This window comes from Pseudomonas sp. GW821-FHT10C09, assembly GCF_059415465.1.
The window spans coordinates 12,412-36,299 of sequence record NZ_JBWKNG010000039.1 but is presented as its reverse complement, the minus strand read 5'-3'; the positions used below and the strand labels follow the sequence as shown (position 1 = coordinate 36,299).

Sequence of the window (23,888 nt, the reverse complement as noted above, 5' to 3'; positions counted from 1 at the left end):
CACTCAGCCTCCCGAAGGGGCGGGCAGATCAAAAGCTGCAGGCGAGCTAACGCTCGGCCTGTTGAGTGGTGAGAAGCGGCGGGTGTACACCGTTTCATTGTGGGAGTGAGCCTGCTCGCGAAGCTTTTCGCTTTGGCTTTGGCTTTGGCTTTGGCTTTGGCTTTGGCTTTGGCTTTTGACGTTGATCTTGATTTTGATCTTTTGCCCCTTCGGCAGGCCGAGCGTAGGTGTTCATCAGGGGATCAGGCGCGTAGCGCCGTTCGGCGAAGCCGAACACATCGAGATGAGGTCGTAGCGAAGCAGACCGTAGGCGATGTCCCCTGATGGATACCGTAGCGAGGGAACACTGAGCCTTAGCGAAGTGCCGTACGCCGGGGCAAAGCCTTTTGGTTCCTTTTTGGCGTTTGAAAAAGGGACTCGCTGTAAGAGCGAAACCATATTCAGCCATCACCGCAGCAACGGATATACACCCAAAACCCAAGAACCCAATAATCCAAAACCCCGCCAAATCGCAGACAAACAAAAACGCCCGGCATAAACCGGGCGTTTTGTATTGACTTGATTAGCGAGCGCGGTAAGTGATGCGCCCTTTGCTCAAGTCATAGGGCGTCAGCTCGACGCGCACTTTGTCACCGGTAAGAATACGAATGTAGTTCTTGCGCATCTTGCCGGAGATATGCGCGGTTACGACGTGCCCATTTTCCAACTCCACACGAAACATGGTGTTGGGCAGGGTGTCGACGACAGTGCCTTCCATTTCGAAGCTGTCTTCTTTCGACATGCAGTAAAGCCCTCGGTGTCCAATGAATGGCCCGGTGCAACTGCGCCAGGCAAAAGCGGCGTGCATTGTGCCCGAAAAATGGGGTTTAAGCCAAGGGGTTCTAGTTCAGGATGACCCAGCGTTGATTAATCAGCAGTTCGATAGGCCGATATTGGGTCTTGTAGCTCATCTTTTTGCAGTTTTTGATCCAGTAGCCGAGGTAGACAGCCTCCAGTCCAAGGCGCCGGGTCTCGCCGATCTGCCACAGAATCGCGAAACGCCCCAGGCTGCGACGCTCCTCGGACGGTTCGTAAAAGGTGTAAACCGCCGACAGACCGTTCGGCAACAAGTCGGTGACGGCCACCGCCAGCAGCCGCCCTTCGAGACGAAATTCGTAGAAACGCGAGAACGGCAGATCCCTCACAAGGAACGTGGAGAACTGATCACGACTCGGCGGGTACATGTCGCCATCTGCGTGGCGCTGTTCGATGTAGCGCTGGTAGAGGTCGAAATACTCTTCGCTGAATTGCGCCCTGGCCGGGCGAACCTGCAGGTCGGCATTGCGTTTGAAGATGCGCTTCTGTTGGCGGTTGGGGGTGAATTGCGCCACAGGAATGCGCGCCGGGACGCACGCGTTGCAGTTCTGGCAATGAGGCCGGTAGAGGTGGTCGCCGCTGCGCCGAAAACCCATTTCAGACAAATCTGCATAGACATGCACATCCATGGGCTGGCTAGGGTCGAGAAACAGGGTTGTGGCCTGTTCATCTGGCAGATAGCTGCAAGAGTGGGGCTGAGTGGCATAGAACTTCAAACGCGCCAACTCGGTCATGATCAACCCTCGGGAAAAAGCTTTGAATTAAGTGTAAGCCACCCGCGCGAAAGTCGCTCAGCAAACCCATGTGGCGCGGTTGGGTTGATCCAGGTGCTGCGCCAGGTAACCGGCAAATTCACGGCGTGGGATCGCTCGTGCGCCAAGGCTATGCAGATGATCGGTCGGCATCTGGCAGTCGATCAGCACAAAACCCGAGTCTTTCAGATGTCGCACCAGTGTGGCAAAGCCAAATTTGGAGGCGTTGTCGGCGCGGCTGAACATGGACTCGCCGAAGAACAGTTGCCCCATCGCCAGCCCGTACAGCCCGCCGACCAGCTCGTCCTGATCCCAGACTTCCACCGAATGCGCATGGCCACGCCGGTGCAGTTCAATGTAAGCGTCCTGCATGGCCTGGGTGATCCAGGTGCCATCGGCGTAATCACGCGGCGCGGCGCAGGCGCGGATGACGGCGGCAAAATCCTGATCGAAGGTCACTTGAAAGCGCTGTTGGCGCAGCAATTTGCCCAGGCTGCGGGAAACGTGCAGTTCGTCGGGAAACAACACGGTGCGCGGATCCGGCGACCACCAGAGAATCGGCTGGCCTTCGGAGAACCATGGAAAGCAGCCGTGGCGATAGGCCTGAATCAGACGATCGGCAGACAGATCGCCCCCGGCAGCCAGGAGCCCGTTGGGGTCGCGCATGGCTTTTTCCAGCGGGGGAAAGGTCAGGGTATTGCGTTGTAACCAAGTCAGCATGGCATCCGGGCTTGCAGAAGGGGAGGGCGGTGGCGGGCTGGTGGGCCCGCCGTAAAGTGTGCCGTTAAACGGTGGGAATGTCGTCGAGGTATTTTTCGGCGTCCAGTGCGGCCATGCATCCGGCCCCGGCTGAAGTGACGGCCTGGCGGTAAACGTGATCGGCGACATCGCCGGCGGCAAACACGCCGGGGATTGTGGTAGCGGTGGCGTCGCCTTCGTTGCCGCTTTTGACCCGCAGATAACCGTCGTGCATCGGCAGTTGGTCGATAAACAGATCGGTATTGGGTTTGTGGCCGATGGCGATGAAGACGCCGGCCAGCGCCAATTCACGGGTTTCGCCGGTCAGGCTGTCGCGCAGACGGGCGCCGGTCACACCGCTGGCATCGCCCAGCACTTCATCCAGATTCTGATTCCAGTGCAGGCGAATATTGCCGTTGGCTGCTTTCTCGAACAGCTTGTCCTGGAGGATTTTCTCCGAGCGAAGCTTGTCGCGACGGTGAATCAGATGGACTTCCTTGGCGATGTTCGACAGGTACAAGGCCTCTTCAACGGCAGTATTGCCGCCGCCGACCACTGCCACCACCTGATTGCGGTAGAAAAAGCCATCGCAGGTCGCGCAGGCGGAAACCCCTCGGCCGGCGAACGTTTCTTCCGAAGGCAGCCCCAGGTATTGCGCCGAAGCGCCGGTGGCGATGATCAGGGCGTCGCAGGTGTAAGTGCCGCCGTCGCCAATCAGTTCGAATGGGCGCTGTTGCAACTTGGCGGTGTGGATGTGGTCGTAAACGATCTCTGTGTCAAAGCGTTCGGCGTGTTTTTGCATGCGCTCCATCAGCACCGGGCCGGTGAGCCCTTCGACGTCGCCGGGCCAGTTGTCGACTTCGACGGTGGTGGTGAGCTGGCCACCTGCCTGCATGCCGGTAATGACAACGGGTTTGAGGTTGGCGCGGGCGGCATAAACGGCTGCGCTGTAACCGGCAGGGCCGGAACCCAGAATGATCAGGCGTGAATGCTTCGCTTCGCTCATAAAAACACCTCATAAGCCTTTGTCACGAAAGAGAATGCATGCTCAAATTGGCCGCGTATCCCGGCACTTTTTGGCTATGCTGTACCCAGTGCTTCACGCATGTTATCGAGCGAACAAACCCGTACAATGCCTGCGTGCAAAGGGGGTTGTAACAAAATAAGCAATGCTCACCGTGTTTATAAAAGACGCGGTGCAGTGTTAAAAGTAGTCCCGGTTGCGCCTGTTCACTTTTTTACCTGCCTGGATTGGGCAGTTTTTATAGTCATTCAACAGATGGACGCGCCTCGGGCGCAGGAAAAGAAGCGTTTTGAAGAAATCCACCGCAGCACCCAAAACAGTCGTTCCGCTCTGGCGCCAGCATTTGCACTACCGGCTCAAGGAAGGTGCATTGATCGCCATTGGCGCCTTGTGCCTGTTCCTGATGATGGCCTTGCTGACTTACGGCAAGGACGATCCGGGCTGGAGCCACAACAGCAAGATTGATGACGTGCAGAATTTCGGCGGCCCCGCCGGTTCCTACAGCGCCGACATCCTGTTCATGGTGCTGGGTTATTTCGCCTACATCTTCCCGTTGCTGCTCGCGGTCAAGGTCTATCAGATCTTCCGTCAGCGCCACGAACCGTGGCAGTGGAGCGGCTGGCTGTTCTCCTGGCGGTTGATCGGCCTGGTGTTTCTGGTGCTGTCTGGCGCTGCGTTGGCGCACATCCATTTCCATGCGGCCACAGGCCTTCCGGCCGGTGCTGGCGGCGCGCTGGGCGAAAGCCTTGGCGACCTGGCCAAGAACGCGCTGAACATCCAGGGCAGCACGCTGCTGTTTATCGCGCTGTTCCTGTTCGGTCTGACGGTGTTCACCGACCTGTCGTGGTTCAAGGTGATGGACGTCACGGGCAAGATTACCCTCGACCTGTTCGAGCTGTTCCAGGGCGCGGCCAATCGCTGGTGGGCGGCCCGTACCGAACGCAAGCAACTGGTGGCGCAACTGCGTGAAGTCGACGATCGCGTACATGACGTGGTCGCACCGACTGTCACCGACAAGCGCGAGCAGGCCAAGGTCAAGGAACGCCTGATCGAACGCGAGCAGGCCCTGAGCAAGCACATGTCGGAGCGCGAGAAGCAGGTTCCGCCAGTCATCGCCCCCGCGCCGCCGAAACCCTCGGCACCGAGCAAGCGTGTGGAGAAAGAGAAACAGGCGCCGTTGTTCGTCGACAGCGCCGTGGAAGGCACCTTGCCGCCGATCTCGATTCTCGACCCGGCTGAAAAGAAACAACTCAATTACTCGCCCGAATCCCTGGCTGCGGTTGGCCATTTGCTGGAAATCAAGCTCAAGGAGTTCGGCGTCGAAGTCTCGGTGGATTCGATTCACCCGGGCCCGGTGATTACCCGTTACGAAATTCAACCGGCGGCAGGCGTGAAAGTCAGCCGCATCTCCAACCTGGCGAAAGACCTGGCGCGTTCCCTGGCCGTGACCAGTGTGCGTGTGGTTGAAGTGATTCCCGGCAAGACCACCGTCGGTATCGAGATCCCCAACGAAGACCGGCAGATCGTGCGCTTCTCCGAGGTGCTGTCGACCCCCGAGTACGACAACTTCAAGTCGCCGGTCACCCTGGCCCTCGGTCACGACATCGGCGGCAAGCCGGTCATCACTGACCTGGCAAAAATGCCGCACTTGCTGGTGGCCGGTACGACCGGTTCCGGTAAGTCGGTGGGCGTGAACGCGATGATCCTGTCGATCCTGTTCAAGTCTGGCCCGGAAGACGCCAAGCTGATCATGATCGACCCGAAAATGCTTGAGCTGTCGATCTACGAAGGCATTCCGCACTTGCTGTGCCCGGTCGTGACCGACATGAAGGACGCGGCCAACGCCCTGCGCTGGAGCGTGGCGGAGATGGAGCGGCGCTACAAACTGATGGCGAAGATGGGCGTACGAAACCTGTCCGGCTTCAACGCCAAGGTCAAAGAAGCCCAGGACGCCGGCACGCCGTTGACCGACCCGCTGTACAAGCGCGAAAGCATTCACGACGAAGCGCCACTGCTGACCAAGCTGCCGACCATCGTCGTGGTCGTCGACGAATTCGCCGACATGATGATGATCGTCGGCAAGAAGGTTGAAGAACTGATCGCCCGTATCGCCCAGAAGGCCCGTGCTGCCGGTATCCACTTGATCCTGGCGACCCAGCGTCCGTCGGTGGACGTGATCACCGGTTTGATCAAGGCCAACATCCCGACGCGTATGGCGTTCCAGGTATCGAGCAAGATCGACTCCCGGACCATCATCGACCAGGGCGGCGCCGAGCAACTGCTGGGTCACGGTGACATGCTCTACATGCCGCCGGGCACCAGTCTGCCGATTCGTGTACACGGCGCGTTCGTGTCCGATGACGAGGTTCACCGCGTGGTGGAAGCCTGGAAACTGCGCGGTGCGCCGGAATACAACGACGAGATTCTCGCCGGTGTCGAAGAGGCCGGCAGCGGCTTTGAGAATGGCGGCGGTGGTGGTGACGATGATGCGGAAACCGATGCGCTCTACGACGAGGCAGTGCAGTTCGTCCTCGAAAGCCGTCGCGCGTCCATCTCGGCTGTTCAGCGCAAGCTGAAAATCGGCTACAACCGCGCCGCACGCATGATCGAAGCCATGGAAATGGCCGGGGTCGTGACGTCCATGAACACCAACGGTTCGCGTGAAGTCCTGGCGCCTGGCCCGGTACGCGACTGATTTGATTTGAAGCAGGGTGGCGCAGTGACGCGCCACTCGCACCCCCCACGAATATCAAGAGGACTCCCATGCGTCTTATCCGCATGTTGTTGCTGCCGGTTCTGGCTTTGACCACGCTTTCGGCCCACGCCGATGACAAGGACGTGGCGCGCCTGACCCAATTGCTCGAAACATCCAAGACCCTGACCGCGCGTTTCTCCCAGTTGACGCTTGATGGCAGTGGCACCCAATTGCAGGAAACCGCTGGTGATATGTCGTTGCAGCGTCCAGGCCTGTTCTACTGGCACACCAATGCGCCGGCCGAACAAACCATGGTGTCCGACGGTAAGAAAGTGACCTTGTGGGACCCGGACCTGGAACAAGTCACCATCAAGACCCTCGACCTGCGTCTGACCCAGACCCCGGCGCTGCTGCTGTCCGGTGACGTGTCCAAGATCAGCCAGAGCTTCGACATCAGCGCCAAGGAAGCCGGCGGCGTGATCGACTTCACCCTGAAGCCGAAAACCAAGGACACCCTGTTCGACAGCCTGCGTCTGTCGTTCCGTAACGGTCTGGTCAACGACATGCAACTGATCGACAGCGTCGGTCAGCGCACCAATATCCTGTTCACCGGCGTGAAGGCCAACGAGCCGATCCCGGCATCCAAGTTCAAGTTCGATATCCCCAAGGGTGCGGACGTGATCCAGGAGTAACGCCGATCGATCAACTGTGGGAGCGAGCCTGCTCGCGAAGGGGGAGTGTCAGTGTCATCAATGTTGTCTGACACGCCGCTTTCGCGAGCAGGCTCGCTCCCACAGGGTCCCGCGGTGTTCAAATAGTGAGGTTTCGCAAGTAGTGATGGACCTGTTTCGCAGCGCCCCGATTGCTCAGCCCTTGGCCGCCCGCCTGCGTGCGGCCAATCTGGACGAGTACGTCGGTCAGGAACACCTGCTCGCTCGCGGCAAGCCTTTGCGCGAAGCGCTGGAGCAGGGTGCCCTGCATTCGATGATTTTCTGGGGCCCGCCGGGCGTGGGCAAAACCACCCTGGCACGGTTGCTGGCGGAAGTCTCGGACGCGCACTTCGAAACGGTCTCGGCAGTGCTGGCCGGCGTGAAGGAAATCCGTCAGGCGGTGGAAATCGCCAAACAACAGGCCGGGCAGTACGGCAAACGTACGATCCTGTTCGTCGACGAAGTGCACCGCTTCAACAAGTCCCAACAGGATGCGTTCCTGCCGTACGTTGAAGACGGCACGCTGATTTTCATCGGCGCGACCACCGAAAACCCCTCGTTCGAACTCAACAACGCCTTGCTCTCCCGGGCCCGCGTCTATGTGCTCAAGAGCCTCGACGAAGCGGCCCTGCGCAAACTGGTGCATCGCGCACTGACCGAGGAGCGTGGCCTGGGCAAGCGCCAGCTGACACTCAGCGACGAAGGCTTCCAGATGCTGTTGTCCGCCGCCGATGGCGATGGCCGGCGGCTGCTCAATCTGCTGGAAAACGCCTCGGACCTGGCCGACGACAACAGCGAGATCGGCACCGATCTGCTGCAAAGTCTGCTCGGCGATACCCGTCGGCGTTTCGACAAGGGCGGCGAAGCGTTCTACGACCAGATTTCCGCGCTGCATAAATCGGTGCGCGGCTCCAACCCGGACGGCGCGCTGTATTGGTTCGCGCGGATGATCGACGGCGGTTGCGATCCGCTGTACCTGGCCCGGCGCGTGGTGCGCATGGCCAGCGAAGACATCGGTAATGCTGACCCCCGCGCTCTGAGCCTGTGCCTGGCGGCGTGGGAAGTGCAGGAGCGCCTCGGCAGCCCCGAAGGTGAATTGGCGGTGGCCCAGGCCATCACGTATCTGGCCTGCGCGCCGAAAAGCAACGCGGTGTACATGGGCTTCAAGGCTGCGATGCGCAGCGCCACCGAACACGGTTCGCTGGAAGTGCCGCTGCACCTGCGCAACGCCCCGACCAAATTGATGAAACAACTCGGTTACGGCGACGAATACCGCTACGCCCACGATGAGCCGGATGCCTACGCCGCGGGCGAAGACTACTTCCCGGAAGAACTTGAACCGCAGCCGTTCTACCAGCCAGTGCCGCGTGGCCTGGAATTGAAGATCGGCGAGAAGCTCAATCACCTCGCCCAACTTGACCGACTAAGCCCCCGGCAGCGGAGAAAATAGTGATTCCATTGGTCATCGCGGTGTCCATCGGCGGTGTCGCCGGCACGCTGTTGCGTTTTTCCACCGGAAACTGGATCAACGCTAATTGGCCGCGGCACTTCTATACCGCGACGCTGGCCGTTAATATCGTGGGCTGTTTGCTGATCGGCGTTCTTTACGGTCTGTTTTTGATACGCCCGGAAGTGCCGCTTGAGGTGCGTGCCGGGTTGATCGTCGGCTTCCTCGGAGGGCTGACGACTTTTTCATCCTTTTCACTGGATACGGTGCGCTTGCTGGAAAGCGGGCAAGTGCCGCTGGCCTTGGGCTATGCGACGCTCAGCGTATTCGGCGGGCTGCTTGCCACCTGGGCCGGCCTGTCCTTGACCAAACTTTGATAAACGAGAAACCGACATGCTCGATTCCAAACTGTTACGTAGCAACCTTCAGGACGTAGCGGACCGCCTGGCATCCCGTGGCTACGCGCTGGATGTTGCGCGCATCGAAGCGCTGGAAGAACAGCGCAAGACCGTCCAGACCCGCACCGAAGCACTGCAGGCTGAGCGTAATGCCCGTTCCAAATCCATCGGTCAGGCCAAGCAGCGCGGCGAAGACATCGCGCCACTGATGGCGGACGTCGAGCGCATGGCCAACGAATTGAGCGCCGGTAAAGTCGAACTGGACGCGATCCAGACCGATCTGGATTCGATCCTGCTGGGCATCCCGAACCTGCCGCACGAATCGGTGCCGATTGGCGAAGACGAAGACGGCAACGTCGAAGTCCGCCGCTGGGGCACTCCGACCGCGTTCGATTTCCCGGTTCAGGACCACGTGGCCCTGGGCGAGAAGTTCGGCTGGCTGGACTTCGAAACCGCCGCCAAGCTGTCCGGCGCACGTTTCGCCCTGCTGCGCGGCCCGATTGCCCGTCTGCACCGCGCCCTGGCGCAGTTCATGATCAACCTGCACGTCACCGAGCACGGCTACGAAGAGGCCTACACGCCTTATCTGGTCCAGGCCCCGGCGCTGCAAGGCACCGGTCAACTGCCGAAGTTCGAAGAAGACCTGTTCAAAATCGCTCGCGAAGGCGAAGCCGATCTGTACCTGATCCCGACTGCCGAAGTGTCGCTGACCAACATCGTTGCTGGCGAAATCGTTGATGCGAAACTGCTGCCGATCAAGTTCGTGGCTCACACCCCGTGCTTCCGCAGTGAAGCCGGTGCGTCGGGTCGTGACACCCGCGGCATGATCCGTCAGCACCAGTTCGACAAAGTTGAAATGGTCCAGATCGTTGAGCCGTCGAGCTCGATGGAAGCGCTGGAAGGCCTGACTGCCAACGCCGAGAAAGTCCTGCAACTGCTGGAACTGCCTTACCGCACCCTGGCGCTGTGCACCGGCGACATGGGCTTCAGCGCCGTCAAGACGTACGACCTGGAAGTGTGGATTCCGAGCCAGGACAAGTACCGCGAGATTTCGTCGTGCTCCAACTGCGGCGATTTCCAGGCCCGTCGCATGCAAGCGCGTTTCCGCAACCCGGAAACCGGCAAGCCTGAACTGGTCCACACCCTGAACGGCTCCGGCCTGGCAGTCGGTCGTACCCTGGTGGCGGTGCTGGAGAACTACCAGCAGGCCGACGGTTCGATCCGCGTGCCTGACGTGCTGAAGCCGTACATGGGTGGCCTTGAGGTCATCGGCTAAATGAACTATCTGCCGCTGTTTCACAACCTGCGCGGCAGTCGTGTGTTGGTTGTCGGTGGGGGGGAGATTGCCTTGCGCAAATCCCGCCTGCTGGCCGATGCCGGTGCGCTGCTGCGGGTGGTTGCACCTGAAATCGAACCGCAACTGCGCGAACTGGTGGCCGGCAGCGGTGGCGAGTGCCTGTTACGCGGTTATGTCGAAACGGATCTGGACGGTTGCGGGCTGATCATTGCCGCCACCGACGACGAGCTGTTGAACGCGCAAGTGTCCGCCGATGCCCATCGGCGCTGTGTGCCGGTCAACGTCGTGGACGCGCCGGCCCTGTGCAGCGTGATCTTTCCGGCGATTGTCGATCGTTCCCCGCTGATTATTGCGGTCTCCAGCGGCGGCGATGCGCCGGTGCTGGCACGGTTGATTCGCGCCAAGATTGAAACCTGGATTCCTTCCACCTACGGTCAACTGGCCGGTTTGGCGGCGCGTTTTCGCCATCAGGTCAAAGGCCTGTTTCCGGATGTTCAGCAGCGTCGCGGGTTCTGGGAAGACGTTTTTCAAGGCCCGATCGCTGACCGGCAGCTGGCCGGGCAGGGCGCCGAAGCCGAGCGTCTGTTGCAGGCGAAAATCGACGGCGAAGCGGATGTCACCACCGGTGAGGTGTATTTGGTCGGGGCAGGGCCGGGTGATCCGGACCTGCTGACATTCCGCGCCTTGCGCCTGATGCAGCAAGCCGATGTGGTGCTGTATGACCGCTTGGTGGCCCCGGCGATTCTGGAGCTGTGCCGTCGTGATGCTGAGCGGATCTACGTCGGCAAGCGCCGCGCCGATCACGCTGTGCCGCAGGATCAGATCAACCAGCAACTGGTCGATCTGGCCAAGGCTGGCAAGCGGGTGGTGCGGTTGAAGGGCGGTGATCCGTTCATCTTCGGTCGCGGCGGTGAAGAGATCGAAGAACTGGCGGCCCATGGCATTCCGTTCCAGGTGGTGCCGGGCATCACGGCGGCCAGTGGTTGCGCGGCGTATGCCGGGATTCCGCTGACTCACCGCGACTATGCGCAGTCGGTACGGTTCGTCACCGGGCATTTAAAGGACGGTTCCACCGATCTGCCGTGGGCCGACCTTGTCGCGCCGGCGCAGACACTGGTGTTCTACATGGGCCTGGTGGGCTTGCCGGTCATCTGCGAGCAGTTGATCAAGCACGGTCGCGGGGCGGATACCCCGGCGGCGTTGATTCAGCAGGGCACCACGGTTAATCAGCGGGTGTTTACCGGCACGTTGGCGGACCTGCCACGGCTGGTGGCGGAGCATGAAGTGCATGCGCCGACGTTGGTGATTGTTGGGGAAGTGGTGCAACTGCGCGAGAAACTGGCGTGGTTCGAGGGTGCTCAGGCGCAAGTCTGAATACCGAGTCGCCTCCTTCGCGAGCAGGCTCGCTCCCACAGGGGATTAGTGAACGACACAGATCCAATGTGGGAGCGAGCCTGCTCGCGAAGGGGCCCTCAAAATCAATGCAGAACTACGATCAAGCCTGGTTCCTGCGCCAAACCCCTTTCCCACTCAACCGCGCCCGGTCATGCGCCACGGTGAAGTCCTGCGCCGGCCCCTTCGGCACGATCCCGGTCGGGTTGATGGTCTTGTGGCTGCCGTAGTAGTGATTCTTGATGTGTTCAAAACTCACCGTCTCGGCGATCCCCGGCCACTGGTAAATCTCGCGCAGCCAGTTCGACAGGTTCGGATAATCGGCAATCCGCCGCAGGTTGCACTTGAAGTGCCCGTGGTACACCGCGTCAAAACGAATCAGCGTGGTGAACAGCCGAATATCCGCTTCGGTCAGGTATTCGCCGGTCAGGTAACGATTGGCGCTTAACAGCTGCTCCAGTCGATCCAGCTCTTCAAACAAACCATCGAACGCTTCTTCATAAGCGTGCTGTGACGTCGCAAAACCGGCGCGGTACACGCCGTTGTTTACCGCCGGGTAAATCCGCTCATTCAGTGCATCGATCTCGGCGCGCAGTGGCTCTGGGTAGAAGTCCAGGTCATTGCCGGTCAGGTCATCGAACGCGCTGTTGAACATGCGGATGATCTCCGCCGATTCATTGTTGACGATGCGGTTCTGCTGTTTGTCCCACAGCACCGGCACCGTGACGCGGCCGGTGTAATTGGCGGTGTCGGCGGTGTAGCGCTGGTGCATGAAGTCGAGGTGATCGAGTTTGTCGCCGGTGGAGCCCAGGCTCTGGTCGAAGGTCCAGCCGTTTTCCAGCATCAGCCAACTGACCACCGACACGTCGATCAGGTTGTCGAGACCTTTGAGTTTGCGCAGGATCAGCGTGCGGTGCGCCCACGGACAGGCGAGGGACACGTAGAGGTGATAGCGGCCGGCTTCGGCGGCAAAGCCACCGACACCGGTCAGGCCCGGCTTGCCGTCGGTGGTGACCCAGTTACGGCGCTGCGCCTGTTCGCGCTGGAACGTGCCGTCTTTAGCACTTTCGTACCACTGGTCCTGCCAGCGGCCTTCGACTAATAAACCCATGATCAAGACTCCTCAAACCCAGTAAATCGTTGGAGAGGAGTCTATGCCCATCAGTTCGAACAAATAGCGCAAAGGTTGGGCAGTTATGATCGGTTAAATCGATCTGTCGCGAGCATCCCAATACTGCTGGGCCGTTTCGAACGCCTGATCACGGGATTGACCGAGCCCACGCAACGCCAGGGCCATGGTCGAAATCAGGGCCATTTGCGGGTAGCTGTCGACCACGTCACCGCGCCATACGGCTTTCATATGCTCAGGGTCGAGAGCGGCGGGTTTGACGTGACGCTGGGCCGACAGTTGCGGCCACTCTTCGTCCCAGCTTTCACCACCGGTGGTGCCGTACAAGTGACTGTCGGCGTCCGGGTTGATCTCGATCTCGCCGCCGTCGCCCTTCACCACAATCGCCGTGTCGCCCAGCAAGCCGCTGGCATCACGATGCACGGCCTGATAGCCGGGGTGGAAAATACTTTGCAGGCCGCAACGAGCGCCCAATGGATTGAGAATGCGCGTCAGGGAGTGGATCGGCGAGCGCAGGCCCAGGGTGTTGCGCAGGTCGATCATGCGCTGCAGTTGCGGCGCCCAATCCACCAGCGGCATGAACGCCAGGCCGCCGTTATCCAGTGCTGCGCCCACCTGTTGCCAGTTGCGGCACAAGGGAATGCCGAGCCCTTCCAGCAGTTGTTCGCTGTACAGCCGCCCGGCCGTGTGCGCGCCGGCGCCGTGCATGAAAATGCGGATGCCGTTCTGCGCCAGGCACTTGGCCGCGAGCAGGTACCACGGCAGATGGCGTTTCTTGCCGGCATAGGTTGGCCAATCGAGATCGACATTCAAGACCGGCGCCTGCAAACGCTCACGCAGGGCCTCGGTAAAACCGGCCATTTCCTCGGCGCTTTCTTCCTTGTGCCGCAGCAGCATCAGAAACGCCCCGAGCTGGGTGTCTTCGACCTTGTCGTCGAGCACCATGCCCATGGCTTCGCGGGCTTCTTCACGCGTCAGGTCGCGGGCACCGCGTTTGCCTTTGCCGAGGATTCGCACGAACTGGGCGAACGGGTGCTCGGCGGGTGTTTCGAGGGTCAGCGCTGGGAAGTCGGTCATAAGCAATTCGTCGGTTTGGGCAGGCCCGCCAGTTTCGCGGCGAGTTTGGCAGGGGTGCCTTTGAACAGTCGGTTCAGGTGCAGGCTGTTGCCTTTTTCCGGGCCGAGCTTCAACGCGGTGTACTTGATCAGCGGGCGGGTGGCTGGCGACAGCTGGAATTCAGCGTAGAAACGGCGCAGCAGTTCGAGGATTTCCCAATGCTCCGGGCTCAATTCGATGTCTTCGGCTGCGGCGAGGGCGCAGGCTACATCAGCGGACCAGTCGCTGAGTTCGACCAGGAAACCGTCCTTGTCCAACTCGATGGCGCGAGCGCCGACTGTCAGGGAATTCATAACCAACTGTTGACCTTGTCGTAGTGAATCGACAGGTCGACGAAGGCCGGGTAGTCGATGGCATTGGCCCAGACTGGCGTTGCAATGGAGCGGGCTTGAACGTCCTCGGCCAGTACGAACAGTGCCAGGTCGCGAGTATTCAGCGCGCTGAACGGTGCTGTGCCGGGCTGTAGGGCGTAAACGGCGTCGCCGCTCAGCAGCAGCGCATCGTTGGCGCCGATCACGCGCAGGCAACTGGTCAGGCGATCGTCGCCGAACGGGGAATGAGACAACACATGCAAAGTCGACATCAGAGGGTGATCACCTGGTCGTAGCGGTCAATGAGGGCGGTGATATCGTGGGCGGTCAACGCCCGGGCTTCTTCCAGCGAGAAAGCGCCAGGGTCCAGCCCACGTTCTGCGGCACTGTCCGCGCAGACGAACAATTCCTCGACACCAAACATCGGCAAGGCTTGCAGGTTGGCGCTCAGGTCTTTTTGTTGCAGGGCTTTGGCGTCCTGTTTCGCGGTGAGTTGAAACACGCCGTCATCGAGAAACAGCAGGCCGATTGGCAGGTCGAAGGCGCCGCCAGCCAGTACGATATCCAGCGCTTCGCGCGCGTTTGGCCCGGACCATGGCGCCTGACGGCTGATAATCAGCAAGGATTTAGCCATCTCACGCGCCTCCGAAACAGATCAAGCGGTCAGCGTCCTGCACCGCGTCATGCAGTTGGCCGAGGCCGGACAGTTCCCACGGTGCGCCGACGGCAACGGCATCACGCTGATAGCGCCCGGCTTCTTCCTCGTTCAACACGCCACGGCGCAGGGCGGCGGCGATACACACCACGCCGTCCAGTTGATGCTCGCTGACAAACGCGCGCCATTGCTTGGGCAGGTCCAGCTCATCTTGCGGGGTGACCACGCTGCCGGACGCGTTGTAGACGCCGTCCTGATAGAAAAACAGCCGGACAATCTCATGCCCACCGGCCAGCGCAGCCTGGGCAAACAACAGGGCACGGCGCGAGGATGGCGCATGGGCAGCGGAAAACAGCGCGATGGCGAACTTCATGACGGACTCGATCAGCGAAACTGCGGCCATGATAAAGCTTTATCGGCGGGGCGGCGAAGGGCGATTTCTCTCGGGACCGAGTTGCGGCCTTCGCGAGCAGGCTCGCTCCCACAGGGGATTTGTGAACGCCACAGATCCAATGTGGGAGCGAGCCTGCTCGCGAAGGCGGCCTGGCAGGCAACACTTCAATCAGCGCGGCATGTACCCCAACTGCCACCGCCGCGGAATCTTCAACGACACCACCCCCAGCACCCCCGCCAGTAACCCGCTGGCAAACAACGCCTGAAGCCCCAAATGATGTTCCAGCACCGCCCCAAGCACAGCCCCCGCAAACATCCCGGTCCAAGGGATCAATTGCACGCGCCAGCCATTGCGCCGTTCGCCGAGCATCCAGCGCCCCAATCCGCGTCCGAAGCGCGACAAGGCGCCCGTGACATAGGTCAGCCCAACCGGCAGGCCGTTCACTTCCTCGACGGCGGCATTGAGCATGCCCATGGCGATGATCGCGGCCAGCAGCGCGGGCAATTGATCCTCGTAAGGCCAGATGGCGGCCGCGCACAGCAGCGCGGCGATGGTTAGCATCAAGGGCAGCGCCCGTCGCCCGCCGAGGCGGCTGACGACAATGCCCAAGGCGTTGCCGACGATGAACGTGGCCACGAGCAGCAGTAAACGCCCGGTCAGCCCCAGATCGCCGACGCTGATGGCCACGGCGAGCCGCGTGGTGTTGCCGCTCATGAACGAGACAAAATCGCCGCTGGCCATGAAGCCGATGGCGTCGGTCATGCCGGCGAGGACCGAGAGCATGGCCACCAGCGTCATGCCGATGCGTCCGCGCCACTTTTGCGTGTGCAGGTGGCCGGGACTGGCGTGGGTTGAGGAGGCGGAAGGCAGCATCTGTGCGGGCATCCTTGAACAGTGGTTACGGTTTTATCCCGTACAGCTCGCAATAGTCCAGCCAATCCATGCCGGCCATCTCCGCGACTTCGATATGCACTTCCCGGCGCTGGGCTTCGTAGTCCTGTGGTGTGGCGGCCGTCAGGAGCAGCGTCAGTTCCCAGGCGAACAGTCCCTGACGTTCGGCCTCGGCTTCGAAGGCTTCGTGCAATCGCTCGTCACGGTACTGCGCTGCGGTCTCACCCTTGGCCTGGGCCAACAGCGGGTTGAGATTGTCGAGTTCGTGGCGCAGTTCCGGGCGCTCATCGAGAAACTTCTTCAGCGCCTGCTCGTGTTGCTGTTCGGTTGCCGCCATGGTCGCTCCTTGATAACGGGTTACGAAGATTGTTTCTTGCTGGCCTTGGCCGCGGCGGCCAGGCATTCGAGGGCGAACTGCTCGGTGTAGGTCATCTTGATCGGCGTGGTTTCACCTTTGACGGTGCGTTCGCCGTCGAGGATGTAACGGATGCGCTTGTCGGTAACGCCGATGCGCTTGGCAATCCAGGACGGTGTCTGGCCAATCTGGCTGATCAGCTTGTCGGCGTATTCAGGGGTCGGTTTGTAGAATTCGGCGTTGGGTGTCATGGGGTTTCCAGAAAAAGGCAGTGTTTATGGCGCGACAGGGTGCGCGAATCGGTACGCGGTGTCGCGGTATAAATGCAGTAAAGCAGAACGAAACGCCGCGCCACGGTGATACAGTCCGCTTTTTCTTGATGAGCGAACGTAATGCGAATTCTGATGGTGGCGCTGGCCGTAACGTTGCTGGCGGGATGCGCGGGCTCGGTGATGGACGATGCTCGCACCAAGACCCCGTACAAAACCCTGAACTCGAACAAGCCGGAAATGGTCGTGGCCCAGTGCGTGCAGTTTTCCTGGCAGGACGAGGCGGTGTTCGGCGTGGATGCTGGCGCGTATTTGCAGCCGGGGAAGAAGGGCGGTTCGACGGTTTATACGCGGTCGGCCGAATCCTTTATCGACGTGACCACGGATGCGTCCGGCACCGTGATCAGTTACTACGCGCAGCATGATGATTTCGTGGCCAAGCGCCGTCTGGCGGCGTTGGCGACTTGCCTGTAATCAGATTCATGAACTGACGCAGTATCCCCTGTGGGAGCGAGCCTGCTCGCGAAAGCGGCATTACATTCAACATCAATGTTGACTGACCCGGCGCTTTCGCGAGCAGGCTCGCTCCCACAGGGGTTTTGGGTGTTAATTAGTTGATCAGGCGCTTCTGGAAGAAGTGGCGTTTGTGCCCCGGCGGGTAGTCGGCAATCTGGCCCAACTCGCTGTAGCCCAACCTTTTGTAAAAATCAGGCGCCTGAAAGTCGAAGGTGTCCAGCCAGATCCCCACGCATTCCTTTTCCCGCGCCAGGTCTTCCGCCATCTGCATCAGTTTCGAGCCCAAACCCTGTCCCCGGGCCTGTTCGGGCACCGACAGCAACTCGATAAACAACCACTGGTAAAAGAACCGGCCATACAACCCGCCGAGAATCTCGCCGTTGTCATCGCGCACCAGCAAGGCCAGCGGTTGCGGATTGCCCGGGCCCGCCTGTGCCGCGTTGTAGGCACGCAACGGCGTGAGGATCGCCTCGCGTTCTTCATCCGTGGGGTTTTGCGATTGTTCGATTCGCAGGGTCATGAGCGACATCCTTATGGCAATGAACCGGCAGCCTAGCGTGCGCGCCGCAATTGTGGAACCGTCGCCGTCGCACGGATGTCTAGCCTAAACAGCGTCACTTCAGAACGCGGCCAATGAGGACACCCCGTGAATATTTTCGAAGCCTTGCGTGAAAGCCACGAGCGCCAACGCAGCTATGCCGATGCGCTGATCAAAACCAGTGGCGACACCCCGGAGCGGGTCGAGGCTTACAAACAACTCAAGTCCGAACTCCAGGCCCACGAAACCGCCGAGGAACGGCATTTCTACATCCCGCTGATGGAGTTCGACAACGGCGTCGACCTGAGCCGCCACGCCATCGCCGAGCACCACGAAATGGACGAAATGATGGAGGAGCTGGACGAGACCGAGATGTCCAGCCCGGCGTGGCTGGCGACCGCGAAGAAGTTGGCCGAGAAGGTTCATCACCACCTGAAAGAGGAAGAGCAGAAGTTCTTCCAGATGGCCGGCAAACTGCTCGATGACAAACAGAAAGAAACCCTCGCCGGCCAGTACGAAAAAGAATACAAGGCGCAGCTCTCCTGACGCGTTCCGCGCCTTATTGTGGCGAGGGAGCAAGCTCCCTCGCCACAGATTTCCGTTTTCGCCTACCATGGGCGCTTCTCACGAAAAAGGATGCGGTGCCATGGCGAACACAGCCGAACGGGTCAACATTATCGAATCCCAGGTGTTGTCCCACGACTGGTACCTGCTGAAGAAAATCACCTTCGACTATCAGCGCAACAACGGCGACTGGCAACGCCAGACCCGCGAGGTCTACGACCGCGGCAACGGTGCGGCGATTCTGTTGTTCAACCGCGAGCAGCGCACCGTGGTGCTGACCCGTCAGTTCCGCTTGCCGGTGTTCGTCAACGGCCATGACGGCTTGCTGATCGAAGTGGCCGCCGGGTTGCTCGAAGGGGCGGCACCGGAAGAACGCATCCGTGCCGAAGCCGAGGAAGAAACCGGTTACCGCGTGCACCATGTGCAAAAGGTCTTCGAGTCGTACATGAGCCCCGGCTCGGTCACCGAAAAGCTGCACTTCTTTATTGCCGAGTACGACGCCACGTCGAAAGTCAGCGAGGGCGGCGGGCTGGAGGAAGAGACCGAAGAACTGGAGGTGCTGGAGTGGGCCTTCGATGAGGCACTTGAAGCGTTTTATCGCGGGGAGATCTGCGACGCCAAGACCATCATGCTGCTGCAGTACGCTGCGATGAAGAATATTTTCACCGTTGCCTGAGATTTGAAACCTGAACCCTGTGGCGAGCGAGCTTGCTCGCGCTGGGCTGCGAAGCGGCCCCAAAACATCGGCATCGTCGAAGATTTTTGCCAGCGCTGCGCACTGGAGCGGGAGCAAGCTCCCTCGCCGCAAAGTTCGGGTTAGTCAGCTCAAAACAGGTCGCCTGTTCTGCTGGCGCCTGACCACTCGCACCCTTCAAGCGTCAGCAACCGTTCTTTCGCCTCCAGCCCACCGGCAAACCCGGTGAGCTTCCCCGACGCACCGATCACTCGATGGCAGGGTGCAACGATCGAGATCGGGTTCTTGCCATTCGCCGCGCCCACCGCTCGCACCGCGCTCGGGTTGCCGATCTGCTCGGCAATCTGGCTGTAGCTGCGCGTCTCGCCGAACGGGATGGTCAGCAGGGCCCGCCAGACCTTCTTCTGAAAATCCGTGCCGGCAAAATCCAGCTCCAGATCGAAGCGGTTTCGGGTGCCGGCAAAGTATTCCTGCAACTGCTGAACGGAGCGCACCAGGATCGGGTTGTCCAGCGCTTCGTGCATCGGGCCCAGTCGCACCCGGTTCGGTTTGTCGTTTTCCCAGAGGATGGCCGCCAGTCTTGCCCCGTTCGCCACCAGCTTCAGTTCGCCGACCGGAGACGCCAGGGTGGTGAAGGTGTAGGTCATGCTGGCGGACTCCGCAGAAGGGCTGAACAGAGCCTCAGCATACTGACTCGACGGGGAGGCGCAATGTGTAATCCGAGCCATACTGCCTTCTGCTCTTGAAACGTTTTCTCTGCTTTTTCAGACCCTAAAAACAAAAAGAGACCGACTCATGAAGTACGAATCTTTTGCCAAATCGCTCATCGCGACCTCCTTGGCGCTTAGCTGCCTGACTGCCCACGCCGCCTCCGTGGCCCCCGTCGCGGCCGAAAACGGCATGGTGGTCACGGCCCAGCACCTGGCCTCCCAGGTGGGGGTCGATGTGCTCAAGAACGGCGGCAACGCCGTGGATGCCGGCGTCGCGGTGGCATATGCGCTGGCGGTGGTCTATCCCGCAGCGGGCAACCTCGGTGGCGGCGGTTTCATGACCATTCAGCTGGCGGACGGGCGCAAGACCTTCCTCGATTTCCGTGAAAAAGCCCCGCTGGCCGCCACCGCCAACATGTACCTCGACAAAGAAGGCAATGTCGTCCCGGACCTCAGTACCCGTGGCCACCTGGCCGTCGGCGTGCCGGGCACCGTGTCCGGCATGGAACTGGCCCTGAGCAAGTACGGCACCAAGCCGCGCAAGGAAGTGATCGCCCCGGCGATCAAACTGGCCGAAGACGGCTTTGCGCTGGAGCAGGGCGATGTCGATTTGCTCGACTACGCCACCGACGTCTTCAAGAAAGACATGAAGGACTCCGGCTCGATCTTCCTCAGCAACGGTGAGCCGATGCAGGTCGGGCAAAAACTGGTGCAAAAGGACCTGGCCAAAACCCTGCGGGAAATTTCCGAGAAGGGCGCCGACGGTTTCTATAAAGGCTGGGTCGCCGACGCCATCGTCACCTCCAGCCAGGCCAACAAAGGCATCATCACCCAGGCCGACCTCGACAAATACAAAACCCGCGAACTGGCGCCCATCGAGTGCGATTACCGAGGCTATCACGTGGTCTCGGCGCCGCCACCAAGCTCCGGCGGGGTGGTGATCTGCGAGATCATGAACATCCTCGACGGTTACCCGATGAAAGACCTGGGCTACCACTCGGCTCAAGCCATGCACTATCAGATCGAAGCGATGCGCCACGCCTATGTGGACCGCAACAGCTACCTCGGCGACCCGGATTTCGTGAAGAATCCAATCGCGCACCTGCTGGACAAAAACTACGCCACCAAACTGCGCGCCGCGATCCAGCCGCAAAAAGCCGGCGTGTCCCGCGAGATCAAACCCGGCGTAGCGCCGCATGAGGGTAGCAACACCACGCACTTCTCCATCGTCGACAAATGGGGCAACGCGGTGTCGATGACCTACACCCTCAACGACTGGTTCGGCGCCGGCGTCATGGCCAGCAAAACCGGGGTCATCCTCAACGACGAAATGGACGACTTCACCTCGAAAATCGGCGTGCCGAACATGTACGGCCTGGTGCAAGGGGAGGCCAACGCCATCGCGCCCGGCAAGGCGCCGCTGTCGTCCATGAGCCCGACCATCGTCACCAAGGACGGCAAAGTCGTGATGGTCGTCGGCACCCCCGGCGGCAGCCGCATCATCACCGCCACCCTGCTGACCATGCTCAACGTGATCGACTACGGCATGAACATCCAGGAAGCGGTGGACGCCCCGCGTTTCCACCAGCAATGGCTGCCGGAAGAGACCAACCTCGAGACCTTCACCACCAGCCCGGACACGGTGAAGATCCTCGAAAGCTGGGGGCATAAGTTTGCCGGGCCACAGGACGCCAACCACGTCGCGGCGATACTCGTCGGCGCGCCTTCGCTGGAAGGCAAACCGGTCGGCAAAAACCGCTTCTACGGCGCCAACGACCCACGTCGCAACACCGGGTTGTCACTCGGCTACTAAGAGGTTGTGTTTGAAAGGGGACGGATCTATTTTCGTTCCCTGATCCATTGATTGTTCAAGGAATGAATCATGGCTACCGCACTGTTAATCATCGACGTCCAGCAGGCGCTGTGCTCTGGCGAGTACGAGTGCTTTGAGATCAACCGCGTCATCGAAAGCATCAACCACCTCAGCACCCGAGCCCGGATAGCCAAGGTGCCGGTGGTTTTCATACAACATGAGGAAGAGGGCGGCCCGCTGGCATACGGCAGCGACGGCTGGAAACTGGCCAATAACCTGGACACCGAGCCCACGGATCATTACGTACGCAAAACCACCCCAGATTCGTTCTACCAAACCAATCTTGAAAAACTGCTGCCGAGAGAGGACTTCGAGCGCCTGATCATCTGTGGGCTGCAAACCGATTACTGCGTCAACGCGACCGTGCGCCAGGCACTGAAACTGGGCTACGACGTGGAACTGGCGGCGGACGCGCACTCCACCGTCGACAACGGCAACTCGACGGCCGAAGACATCATCGCCGAGCACAACAAGGACCTGGCGCACCTGACCGGTTCGGTGGCGCGGATCGATGTGAAGCCAGCGGCGGAAATCCGCATCTGAAGCCACTGTCAGCCCTGAGGCTTGAATGCTTCAGGCTGCTCACGTCGCAAACATCAACGCCCTCGGCGACTGCCCAACCTCCGGCACTACACCGCCTAACACCAGCCGAGTAATGGTCGCCGCCGCCATCGCGTAATCCTCATCCTGCGGCGTTTGCTGCCCGGTGATGTGCGCCATCTGCCAGCCCAGATTGGTGTAGGTCCGGGTCGCCGACCAGATGAACAGCATCAAATGCTCCGGGTCCACCGACGCCAACAGACCCCGATCAATCCAGCTGCGCAGGCACTCCACATTACGTTGCGCCTCGGCATGCAGCAGGTCCCGGCACTCCTCGGGTAATTGCCGCGCTCCCAGCAGCAACTCACCGCTGAACACCTTGGCAATGTGCGGATGCTCCCGGGCGATGCGGATTCGCGCGGCGATGTAGGCCTGCAATCCCTCCACCGGATTGTCGCTCTCGCGCAGCGCGGCCGAGGCGTGCAGCAGCGGTTCGACAAACCCGAGCAGCACGCGCGAGTAGAGGTTTTCTTTGCTCTGGAAGTAGTAATACAGATTCGCCTTGGGCACCCCCGCGCGCGCAGCGATGTCCCGGGTCTGGGTGGCATCGAAGCCTTTGGCGGCGAACTCTTCGCTGGCGGCGGCCAGGATGAGGTGCTGATTGTGTTGGCGAATGCGGCTCATGGAGAGGGTCTAGGCGATTTGAGCTGCGCAATATACAAAACTATATAGCGTTAAGGCCAGCGATGGCGTCGCCGTTTGGTTGTTTGTGAATGACGTGGAACGGCCGGATAAACGGGCACAAATTGTCATGAAATGAGAACGCGCTGTCGCCGATTGAAAAATTGAGGATGTCTGCGCGTATTAAATTCTTCTCGCGAATTGCGCTGCAAGCCCCGCAATTCGCCGGCTCGACCGCATAGACCTTCAGCCTCAACGAGAACAATAAAATGAGCGTAGAACAACTGATCGGCGAACTTCTCGCCGAGCTGACAGGCGTGAGCCCAGACGAAGTATTGAACGAGAACGAGCGCCTGCCGCAGAACAAAGCGCTGTTCGAGCTCGATCAGGATGTCTTCCATCCGGATTACGTGGCCAACAACCTGCGCTTCGGTGTGCTTGAAGAACATTGAGGGTCTGAACGGAGGACGGATTTGTTTTCGTCCCTTGATTGCCCGGTTGCGAGAATCCCAGTCAACCCTGCCAGGAAGGCACTCACCACCTCCCGTTGCCGCGCGAGTGTCGTACCGCCGCGTGGAAGTCGATCTCATAGCGTCGCAGACAGCGTCGCGGCACCAAAAATGTCGGTGGATTCAGCTTTATTAGCCTACCTTCTAGTTGCGGTACGAGAATGTTTTCCTGTTGCAGGCTGACCTATGCGGCAATTTCTCGGTACGGCGCTGCCTATGGAGCCAACGGCGTTTTTTACACCGAAGTACCGACGCCTTGATTAACTAAAAAGGGAAAACCAATGAAACTGAGTGCACTGAACAAAGTCTTGTCAGTTTCCATGTTGCTTACAGCCGCTAGCCTCTCCGCAGTTGATGCAGAAATCCCGATAGCGGCTGACGTGATAGCGGATCAAGTGGTGACCACCGTTCTGGCAGTTGATGCCGGCGCATGACTTTCACCGATGTTCTCAAAGTCACTAGTCAGCACTGAGTTCCCAGAGGAGAAGGAAGGGGTGTCAGATATAGGCGACGAAACGAATACAAAGGAGCTGATTTGTTTTGCGCTCTCTTGAAAAATAAATTCATCCCCAATTATCTACTTCTTGCAGCGTGGTATTGGTTGAGTGGCGAAAACAGTGAAGCATTACCAAAGGAGAAATTATGAGACAAATTTCAATTGTTATGCTTAGTTTAATGTTGTCCGCATGCGCCACGACAGCGAAGTACGAAAAAATACTCGACACTTGGGTCGGTGAAGACGAATTGGATCTCGTCCGCAAGTGGGGGCCACCTCAGCAGTCCTATGAAACTAGTGGGCATAAATTTCTTGTCTACTCCAACGACCGAAACGTTT

29 protein-coding genes are annotated in these 23,888 nt (G+C 60.0%); 13 read left to right on the top strand and 16 right to left on the bottom strand.

The window, feature by feature from the left end:
* Window positions 1-562: 562 nt before the first annotated feature.
* The 4 genes from infA to trxB form a co-directional block, all read right to left on the bottom strand.
* Entirely contained in the window at window positions 563-781 is a 219-nt protein-coding gene (gene infA / locus AC07N8_RS28385) for a translation initiation factor IF-1 (RefSeq protein ID WP_002553999.1), read from the bottom strand.
* Window positions 782-881: 100 nt separating this feature from the next.
* Window positions 882-1,589, bottom strand: coding sequence for an arginyltransferase (locus AC07N8_RS28380; protein WP_123432247.1), 708 nt, complete (start codon window positions 1,587-1,589; stop codon window positions 882-884).
* Window positions 1,590-1,646: 57 nt separating this feature from the next.
* Entirely contained in the window at window positions 1,647-2,327 is a 681-nt protein-coding gene (gene aat, locus AC07N8_RS28375; protein WP_493145438.1) for a leucyl/phenylalanyl-tRNA--protein transferase, read from the bottom strand.
* A gap of 64 nt (window positions 2,328-2,391) precedes the next feature.
* On the bottom strand, window positions 2,392-3,351 hold the full coding sequence (trxB, locus tag AC07N8_RS28370) for a thioredoxin-disulfide reductase (protein ID WP_483843667.1): 960 nt from the start codon (window positions 3,349-3,351) through the stop codon (window positions 2,392-2,394).
* 307 nt (window positions 3,352-3,658) lie between these two features.
* On the opposite strand from trxB, the gene AC07N8_RS28365 reads away from it, so the two are divergent.
* From AC07N8_RS28365 to cysG, 6 genes are all read left to right on the top strand, one after another.
* The gene (locus AC07N8_RS28365; RefSeq protein ID WP_483843668.1) at window positions 3,659-6,064 is read left to right on the top strand and encodes a DNA translocase FtsK; all 2,406 of its coding nucleotides are present in this window, start codon (window positions 3,659-3,661) and stop codon (window positions 6,062-6,064) included.
* A 68-nt stretch (window positions 6,065-6,132) separates the two neighbouring features.
* On the top strand, window positions 6,133-6,756 hold the full coding sequence (gene lolA / locus AC07N8_RS28360) for an outer membrane lipoprotein periplasmic chaperone LolA (RefSeq protein WP_054053642.1): 624 nt from the start codon (window positions 6,133-6,135) through the stop codon (window positions 6,754-6,756).
* A 145-nt stretch (window positions 6,757-6,901) separates the two neighbouring features.
* On the top strand, window positions 6,902-8,224 hold the full coding sequence (locus AC07N8_RS28355) for a replication-associated recombination protein A (RefSeq protein WP_483843669.1): 1,323 nt from the start codon (window positions 6,902-6,904) through the stop codon (window positions 8,222-8,224).
* Complete coding sequence (gene crcB, locus AC07N8_RS28350) at window positions 8,224-8,598, top strand: fluoride efflux transporter CrcB (protein WP_483843670.1); 375 nt, start codon at window positions 8,224-8,226, stop codon at window positions 8,596-8,598. Before AC07N8_RS28355 ends, crcB begins: the two co-directional genes overlap by 1 nt.
* 16 nt (window positions 8,599-8,614) lie before the next feature.
* Window positions 8,615-9,895 carry a serine--tRNA ligase gene (serS, locus tag AC07N8_RS28345; RefSeq protein ID WP_493145441.1) on the top strand — a complete coding sequence of 427 codons (1,281 nt, stop codon included), beginning with the start codon at window positions 8,615-8,617 and terminating at the stop codon, window positions 9,893-9,895.
* The gene (gene cysG, locus AC07N8_RS28340) at window positions 9,896-11,290 is read left to right on the top strand and encodes a siroheme synthase CysG (RefSeq protein WP_483843672.1); all 1,395 of its coding nucleotides are present in this window, start codon (window positions 9,896-9,898) and stop codon (window positions 11,288-11,290) included. It begins immediately after the preceding gene.
* Between the two features lie 121 nt (window positions 11,291-11,411).
* Here the strand turns inward: cysG and AC07N8_RS28335 are convergent, their stop codons facing one another.
* The 9 genes from AC07N8_RS28335 to AC07N8_RS28295 all read right to left on the bottom strand — a co-directional run bounded on the left by AC07N8_RS28335 (window position 11,412) and on the right by AC07N8_RS28295 (window position 16,410).
* Window positions 11,412-12,419 (bottom strand): glutathione S-transferase family protein, encoded by a 1,008-nt coding sequence (locus AC07N8_RS28335; protein ID WP_493145443.1) that lies wholly within the window; start codon window positions 12,417-12,419, stop codon window positions 11,412-11,414.
* Window positions 12,420-12,512: 93 nt separating this feature from the next.
* A complete protein-coding gene (locus tag AC07N8_RS28330) occupies window positions 12,513-13,514 on the bottom strand; it encodes a glycosyl transferase family protein (protein WP_493145447.1) in 1,002 nt (333 codons plus the stop codon).
* The gene (locus AC07N8_RS28325; RefSeq protein ID WP_493145449.1) at window positions 13,511-13,846 is read right to left on the bottom strand and encodes a TusE/DsrC/DsvC family sulfur relay protein; all 336 of its coding nucleotides are present in this window, start codon (window positions 13,844-13,846) and stop codon (window positions 13,511-13,513) included. Before AC07N8_RS28325 ends, AC07N8_RS28330 begins: the two co-directional genes overlap by 4 nt.
* A complete protein-coding gene (gene tusB, locus AC07N8_RS28320; protein WP_493145451.1) occupies window positions 13,843-14,136 on the bottom strand; it encodes a sulfurtransferase complex subunit TusB in 294 nt (97 codons plus the stop codon). The genes AC07N8_RS28325 and tusB overlap by 4 nt, the downstream gene beginning before the upstream one ends.
* Window positions 14,136-14,498, bottom strand: coding sequence for a sulfurtransferase complex subunit TusC (tusC, locus tag AC07N8_RS28315; protein WP_493145453.1), 363 nt, complete (start codon window positions 14,496-14,498; stop codon window positions 14,136-14,138). The genes tusB and tusC overlap by 1 nt, the downstream gene beginning before the upstream one ends.
* A gap of 1 nt (window position 14,499) precedes the next feature.
* A complete protein-coding gene (gene tusD / locus AC07N8_RS28310) occupies window positions 14,500-14,892 on the bottom strand; it encodes a sulfurtransferase complex subunit TusD (RefSeq protein ID WP_483843745.1) in 393 nt (130 codons plus the stop codon).
* Between the two features lie 189 nt (window positions 14,893-15,081).
* Complete coding sequence (locus tag AC07N8_RS28305) at window positions 15,082-15,786, bottom strand: YoaK family protein (RefSeq protein WP_493145455.1); 705 nt, start codon at window positions 15,784-15,786, stop codon at window positions 15,082-15,084.
* Between the two features lie 25 nt (window positions 15,787-15,811).
* Entirely contained in the window at window positions 15,812-16,141 is a 330-nt protein-coding gene (locus AC07N8_RS28300; protein WP_483843679.1) for a DUF6388 family protein, read from the bottom strand.
* Window positions 16,142-16,161: 20 nt separating this feature from the next.
* Window positions 16,162-16,410, bottom strand: coding sequence for a hypothetical protein (locus AC07N8_RS28295; protein WP_027925145.1), 249 nt, complete (start codon window positions 16,408-16,410; stop codon window positions 16,162-16,164).
* Between the two features lie 141 nt (window positions 16,411-16,551).
* On the opposite strand from AC07N8_RS28295, the gene AC07N8_RS28290 reads away from it, so the two are divergent.
* Window positions 16,552-16,902 carry a hypothetical protein gene (locus tag AC07N8_RS28290; protein ID WP_123432234.1) on the top strand — a complete coding sequence of 117 codons (351 nt, stop codon included), beginning with the start codon at window positions 16,552-16,554 and terminating at the stop codon, window positions 16,900-16,902.
* Window positions 16,903-17,038: 136 nt separating this feature from the next.
* Here AC07N8_RS28290 and AC07N8_RS28285 read toward each other — a convergent pair whose 3' ends face one another.
* A complete protein-coding gene (locus AC07N8_RS28285) occupies window positions 17,039-17,464 on the bottom strand; it encodes a GNAT family N-acetyltransferase (protein ID WP_493145459.1) in 426 nt (141 codons plus the stop codon).
* Window positions 17,465-17,590: 126 nt separating this feature from the next.
* On the opposite strand from AC07N8_RS28285, the gene AC07N8_RS28280 reads away from it, so the two are divergent.
* On the top strand, window positions 17,591-18,028 hold the full coding sequence (locus AC07N8_RS28280; RefSeq protein WP_140667744.1) for a hemerythrin domain-containing protein: 438 nt from the start codon (window positions 17,591-17,593) through the stop codon (window positions 18,026-18,028).
* Between the two features lie 100 nt (window positions 18,029-18,128).
* Window positions 18,129-18,722, top strand: a complete 594-nt coding sequence (locus AC07N8_RS28275) for an NUDIX domain-containing protein (protein ID WP_483843682.1) — start codon at window positions 18,129-18,131, stop codon at window positions 18,720-18,722.
* A 149-nt stretch (window positions 18,723-18,871) separates the two neighbouring features.
* On the opposite strand, the gene AC07N8_RS28270 is transcribed toward AC07N8_RS28275, so the two are convergent.
* Window positions 18,872-19,387 (bottom strand): methylated-DNA--[protein]-cysteine S-methyltransferase, encoded by a 516-nt coding sequence (locus tag AC07N8_RS28270; RefSeq protein ID WP_493145462.1) that lies wholly within the window; start codon window positions 19,385-19,387, stop codon window positions 18,872-18,874.
* 148 nt (window positions 19,388-19,535) lie between these two features.
* Between AC07N8_RS28270 and ggt the strand changes: the two genes are divergently transcribed.
* The gene (gene ggt / locus AC07N8_RS28265; protein ID WP_483843684.1) at window positions 19,536-21,263 is read left to right on the top strand and encodes a gamma-glutamyltransferase; all 1,728 of its coding nucleotides are present in this window, start codon (window positions 19,536-19,538) and stop codon (window positions 21,261-21,263) included.
* A gap of 69 nt (window positions 21,264-21,332) precedes the next feature.
* Window positions 21,333-21,866, top strand: a complete 534-nt coding sequence (locus AC07N8_RS28260) for a cysteine hydrolase family protein (protein WP_493145464.1) — start codon at window positions 21,333-21,335, stop codon at window positions 21,864-21,866.
* A gap of 39 nt (window positions 21,867-21,905) precedes the next feature.
* Here AC07N8_RS28260 and AC07N8_RS28255 read toward each other — a convergent pair whose 3' ends face one another.
* On the bottom strand, window positions 21,906-22,547 hold the full coding sequence (locus tag AC07N8_RS28255; protein ID WP_493145466.1) for a TetR/AcrR family transcriptional regulator: 642 nt from the start codon (window positions 22,545-22,547) through the stop codon (window positions 21,906-21,908).
* A 266-nt stretch (window positions 22,548-22,813) separates the two neighbouring features.
* On the opposite strand from AC07N8_RS28255, the gene AC07N8_RS28250 reads away from it, so the two are divergent.
* Window positions 22,814-22,996 (top strand): hypothetical protein, encoded by a 183-nt coding sequence (locus AC07N8_RS28250; protein WP_483843687.1) that lies wholly within the window; start codon window positions 22,814-22,816, stop codon window positions 22,994-22,996.
* Window positions 22,997-23,334: 338 nt separating this feature from the next.
* Entirely contained in the window at window positions 23,335-23,487 is a 153-nt protein-coding gene (locus AC07N8_RS28245; RefSeq protein WP_493145468.1) for a hypothetical protein, read from the top strand.
* Window positions 23,488-23,888: the final 401 nt, after the last annotated feature.

What these genes read in the sequence shown, in the direction of transcription:
- ggt (WP_483843684.1), top strand. Translation starts at nt 19,536, where the DNA reads ATGAAGTACGAATCTTTTGCCAAATCGCTCATCGCGACCTCCTTGGCG.
- tusC (WP_493145453.1), bottom strand. Translation starts at nt 14,498, where the DNA reads ATGGCTAAATCCTTGCTGATTATCAGCCGTCAGGCGCCATGGTCCGGG.
- AC07N8_RS28330 (WP_493145447.1), bottom strand. Translation starts at nt 13,514, where the DNA reads ATGACCGACTTCCCAGCGCTGACCCTCGAAACACCCGCCGAGCACCCG.
- lolA (WP_054053642.1), top strand. Translation starts at nt 6,133, where the DNA reads ATGCGTCTTATCCGCATGTTGTTGCTGCCGGTTCTGGCTTTGACCACG.
- trxB (WP_483843667.1), bottom strand. Translation starts at nt 3,351, where the DNA reads ATGAGCGAAGCGAAGCATTCACGCCTGATCATTCTGGGTTCCGGCCCT.
- aat (WP_493145438.1), bottom strand. Translation starts at nt 2,327, where the DNA reads ATGCTGACTTGGTTACAACGCAATACCCTGACCTTTCCCCCGCTGGAA.
- AC07N8_RS28290 (WP_123432234.1), top strand. Translation starts at nt 16,552, where the DNA reads ATGCGAATTCTGATGGTGGCGCTGGCCGTAACGTTGCTGGCGGGATGC.
- AC07N8_RS28305 (WP_493145455.1), bottom strand. Translation starts at nt 15,786, where the DNA reads ATGCTGCCTTCCGCCTCCTCAACCCACGCCAGTCCCGGCCACCTGCAC.
- AC07N8_RS28260 (WP_493145464.1), top strand. Translation starts at nt 21,333, where the DNA reads ATGGCTACCGCACTGTTAATCATCGACGTCCAGCAGGCGCTGTGCTCT.
- AC07N8_RS28380 (WP_123432247.1), bottom strand. Translation starts at nt 1,589, where the DNA reads ATGACCGAGTTGGCGCGTTTGAAGTTCTATGCCACTCAGCCCCACTCT.
- cysG (WP_483843672.1), top strand. Translation starts at nt 9,896, where the DNA reads ATGAACTATCTGCCGCTGTTTCACAACCTGCGCGGCAGTCGTGTGTTG.
- tusD (WP_483843745.1), bottom strand. Translation starts at nt 14,892, where the DNA reads ATGAAGTTCGCCATCGCGCTGTTTTCCGCTGCCCATGCGCCATCCTCG.
- AC07N8_RS28250 (WP_483843687.1), top strand. Translation starts at nt 22,814, where the DNA reads ATGAGCGTAGAACAACTGATCGGCGAACTTCTCGCCGAGCTGACAGGC.
- AC07N8_RS28300 (WP_483843679.1), bottom strand. Translation starts at nt 16,141, where the DNA reads ATGGCGGCAACCGAACAGCAACACGAGCAGGCGCTGAAGAAGTTTCTC.
- AC07N8_RS28295 (WP_027925145.1), bottom strand. Translation starts at nt 16,410, where the DNA reads ATGACACCCAACGCCGAATTCTACAAACCGACCCCTGAATACGCCGAC.
- serS (WP_493145441.1), top strand. Translation starts at nt 8,615, where the DNA reads ATGCTCGATTCCAAACTGTTACGTAGCAACCTTCAGGACGTAGCGGAC.
- AC07N8_RS28245 (WP_493145468.1), top strand. Translation starts at nt 23,335, where the DNA reads ATGAAACTGAGTGCACTGAACAAAGTCTTGTCAGTTTCCATGTTGCTT.
- AC07N8_RS28355 (WP_483843669.1), top strand. Translation starts at nt 6,902, where the DNA reads ATGGACCTGTTTCGCAGCGCCCCGATTGCTCAGCCCTTGGCCGCCCGC.
- AC07N8_RS28270 (WP_493145462.1), bottom strand. Translation starts at nt 19,387, where the DNA reads ATGACCTACACCTTCACCACCCTGGCGTCTCCGGTCGGCGAACTGAAG.
- AC07N8_RS28275 (WP_483843682.1), top strand. Translation starts at nt 18,129, where the DNA reads ATGGCGAACACAGCCGAACGGGTCAACATTATCGAATCCCAGGTGTTG.
- AC07N8_RS28255 (WP_493145466.1), bottom strand. Translation starts at nt 22,547, where the DNA reads ATGAGCCGCATTCGCCAACACAATCAGCACCTCATCCTGGCCGCCGCC.
- infA (WP_002553999.1), bottom strand. Translation starts at nt 781, where the DNA reads ATGTCGAAAGAAGACAGCTTCGAAATGGAAGGCACTGTCGTCGACACC.
- AC07N8_RS28285 (WP_493145459.1), bottom strand. Translation starts at nt 17,464, where the DNA reads ATGACCCTGCGAATCGAACAATCGCAAAACCCCACGGATGAAGAACGC.
- tusB (WP_493145451.1), bottom strand. Translation starts at nt 14,136, where the DNA reads ATGTCGACTTTGCATGTGTTGTCTCATTCCCCGTTCGGCGACGATCGC.
- AC07N8_RS28335 (WP_493145443.1), bottom strand. Translation starts at nt 12,419, where the DNA reads ATGGGTTTATTAGTCGAAGGCCGCTGGCAGGACCAGTGGTACGAAAGT.
- AC07N8_RS28325 (WP_493145449.1), bottom strand. Translation starts at nt 13,846, where the DNA reads ATGAATTCCCTGACAGTCGGCGCTCGCGCCATCGAGTTGGACAAGGAC.